Origin of the sequence: Dokdonella sp., from assembly GCF_049593775.1 — a bacterium.
GTDB lineage: Bacteria > Pseudomonadota > Gammaproteobacteria > Xanthomonadales > Rhodanobacteraceae > Dokdonella.
The window spans coordinates 1-3,447 of record NZ_JBAWHJ010000139.1; the positions used below are offsets into that span (position 1 = coordinate 1).

Here is a 3,447-nt window from a genome sequence, read left to right on the forward strand (position 1 = left end):
CCAAGTTCCAGTCCGATTACGCCAGCACCAATCACGCCGAGGCGCTTCGGAGTTTCGTCGAAATCGAGTGCGCCAGCGTTGTCAACAATGTGCTCGCCATCGAACTTCGCGAACGGCAATTCGATCGGCACGGAGCCGGTGGCAATGATCACGTTGGTTGCGCTGTAATCGGTACTCTTGCCATCCGCAGCCTTGACCGAAACGACACGATTGGCCTTCAGCGTCCCATAACCGGCAATCGCAGTGACCTTGTTGGCCTTGAACAGCGAAGTGATGCCGCCGGTGAACTGCTTGACGATCTTGTCCTTGCGCCCAACCATGGTGGCGACGTCGATCTTCGCGTCCTTCGCGCTGATGCCGTGTGCCTCGAATCCATGCGTGAGGTTGTGGAACTGCTTGGACGAATCGAGCAGGGCCTTGGAGGGGATGCAACCCACATTCAGGCAGGTGCCGCCAAGCGCCGGCTTGCCATCCTTGCCAATGAAATCATCGACACATGCCGTTTTCATGCCGAGTTGCGCGGCGCGAATCGCAGCCACATAGCCGGCCGGACCGGCTCCGATGATGATGACGTCGTATTTTTCGCTCATTGCATTCGCTCACAAAGGGAATGGGGAGTAGGGAATGGGAAAGAGCAAAGCGGAGAAGCTCTTGCCCTTCCCCATTCTCTATTCCCGATTCCCGGCTGTTGCAAGGCATTACATGCCGAGCACCATCCGGTGCGGATTCTCAAGCTGGTTCTTGATGTCGACGAGAAACAGGACTGCATCCTTTCCGTCGATGATGCGGTGATCGTAGCTGATCGCGATGTACATCATGGGTGCGGCAACAACCTGGCCGTTTTCAACGATCGCGCGATCCTTGATCGTGTGCATGCCGAGGATCGCGCTCTGCGGCGGATTGACGATCGGGGTCGAGAACAGCGAGCCGAAGGTGCCTCCATTGGTGATCGTGAATGTGCCGCCCTGCAGGTCATCGAGACTGAGGCCGCCTTCGCGTGCTTTCGTCGCATAGTCGATGATCGCCTTTTCGATGTCGGCAAAGCTCATGTTTTGCGCATCGCGCAGTACCGGCGTGACCAGACCCCGGTCGGTTGAAACGGCGATCGAGATGTCCTGATAGCCGTGGTAGATCACGTCGTTGCCGTCGACCGAAGCATTGACCACCGGATAGCGCTTGAGTGCTTCTACGGCTGCCTTGACGAAGAAGCTCATGTAGCCGAGCTTGACGCCGTTTGCCTTGAGGAACTCATCGCCAAGCTGCTTGCGCATTTTTGCAACCGCGCCGAGATTGATTTCGTTGAACGACGTCAACATTGCGATCGAATTCTTCGAGTGCATCAGGCGCTCGGCGATCTTTGCGCGCATGCGTGTCATCGGTACACGTTCTTCCGGACGATCCCCCGGTGTCGGAGCTGCTGACTTGCTGGAAGAGGGCGCAGCCGACTTTGCGTGCTTGACCAGATCTTCCTTGGTCACGCGGCCATCACGGCCTGTGCCGTCGACGTTGGCAGGATCGATCTTTTCCTCGGTCGCCACGCGACGCCCTGCCGGAGAAAGTTCATCCACTCCCTTCGCGGGTGCCTTTGCATCGGCCTTGTCTGCTTTCTTGTCACTCTTCTTGTCAGCGGCCTTCTCATCGGCGGCGGCCGGGACCGAGGCGACTGCACCTTCCTCGATTACGCCCAGCAGTTCGCCGCTGGTAACGGTTGCGCCGGTTTCGGCACTGATCGACTTGAGTACACCATCCGCGGGTGCCGGGACTTCGAGTACGACCTTGTCGGTTTCCAGATCGACCAGGTTCTCGTCGCGCTTGACCGCGTCGCCCGGTTTCTTGTGCCAGGTGGCAATGGTCGCATCGGAGACGGATTCGGGGAGAACCGGAACTTTGATTTCAAGGCTCATGAGTGCTGTCCTGGGGCGTTGGTGCTGTTCGGTGAATGGCGAAGGGAAACGGAATGCCGATCAGGCGTCATTCCAGAGCGTAGTCGCTGCTGATGGGTGAAACCAGAGCCAACTCGACCAGCGCGGCCTGTTCGGCAAGATGGCGGGCCAGATGTCCACAGGCAGGGGCCGGAGAGCGTGGTCGGCCAGCGTAGGCGACGGTGTGCTTGTCGGTCACCACGGCCTGGAAATGGTGCTTGATCTGATACCAGGCACCCTGGTTCATGGGCTCCTCCTGACACCAGACCACCTCTTTCGCGGCCGGGTATTTTTCCAGCTCGGCTTTCACCTCGGTGCGCGGGAACGGATAGAGCTGTTCAACGCGCAGGATGGCTACATCCTTGATATCGCGCTTGGCCGCTTCCTCGACCAGATCGTAGTAGACCTTGCCCGAACAGAAAACGACGCGCTTGACCTTTTTCGCGTTCGTCGCGGTGACATCGGGAATGACCAGATGAAAGCGCCCGTTGATCAGGTCGTCCAGCGAAGACACTGCCATCTTGTGGCGCAGCAGTGATTTCGGCGTCATCACGATCAGCGGCTTGCGGCAGGCACGCAGCATCTGCCGGCGCAGCATGTGGAACATCTGAGCAGGCGTGGTGGGTACGCAGACCTGCATGTTTTCCATCGCACAAAGCTGCAGGTAGCGCTCGAGGCGCGCCGAGGAATGTTCCGGGCCCTGGCCTTCGTAGCCATGCGGCAGGAGCAGGACGATGCCGCACAGACGGCCCCACTTCGCTTCGCCGGACGAGATGAATTGGTCGATGACGACCTGTGCACCGTTGGCAAAATCGCCGAACTGGGCTTCCCAGATCACCAGCGTGTTCGGCTTGGCAGTCGCATAGCCATACTCGAAGGCCATCACGGCCTCTTCGCTGAGCAGCGAGTCGATCACCTCGACACTGGCATCGTCGCGAATCGTCTTCAGCGGTACATGGTGCGAGCCGGAGCTCTGGTCGTGCATCACGGCGTGGCGGTGGAAGAAGGTTCCCCGGCCCGCATCCTGACCGACCAGGCGCAGATTGTGACCGTCGGCGACCAGGCTGCCATAGGCCAGGTTTTCTGCGAAGCCCCAGTCGATTTCCTGCTTGCCGGCAGCCATCTTGTCGCGATCGCCGTAGATCTTGGCGACACGAGGGTGCAGGGTGACGCCATCGGGAATCGTCAGCAGGTGGGCGTTGGCTGCCGCCAGTGCCTTCTTGCTGATGCCGGTCTTGACCACTTCGAAAATGTCGTTGGCAAGATGCTTGGACCAGTCAACACCATGCGAGTCGTGGTAATCGGCATCGACACCGGGAATCGGTGCGCCCGCTTCCAGCAGTTTGCGATAGTCGTCGACCATGCCCTTGGCGTCGTCAGCCGACAGCGTGCCTTCTGCGATCAGTTTTTCGCTGTAGAGCTCGCGTAGCGGTGGGCGCGCACGAATGACCTTGTACATCAAGGGCTGCGTCGCTGCCGGTTCGTCTGCTTCGTTGTGACCATGGCGGCGGTAGCAGACCAGGTC

3 protein-coding genes are annotated in these 3,447 nt (G+C 59.5%); all 3 read right to left on the reverse strand.

The window, feature by feature from the left end; genetic code table 11:
• A partial coding sequence (locus WBP53_RS04850; RefSeq protein ID WP_423926498.1) for an FAD-dependent oxidoreductase occupies positions 1-590 on the reverse strand: 590 nt, incomplete at its 3' end.
• A 108-nt stretch (positions 591-698) separates the two neighbouring features.
• Positions 699-1,904 carry a 2-oxoglutarate dehydrogenase complex dihydrolipoyllysine-residue succinyltransferase gene (gene odhB / locus WBP53_RS04855; RefSeq protein ID WP_423926500.1) on the reverse strand — a complete coding sequence of 402 codons (1,206 nt, stop codon included), beginning with the start codon at positions 1,902-1,904 and terminating at the stop codon, positions 699-701.
• Between the two features lie 67 nt (positions 1,905-1,971).
• On the reverse strand, positions 1,972-3,447 hold a 1,476-nt coding region (locus tag WBP53_RS04860), incomplete at its 5' end, for a thiamine pyrophosphate-dependent enzyme (protein WP_423926502.1).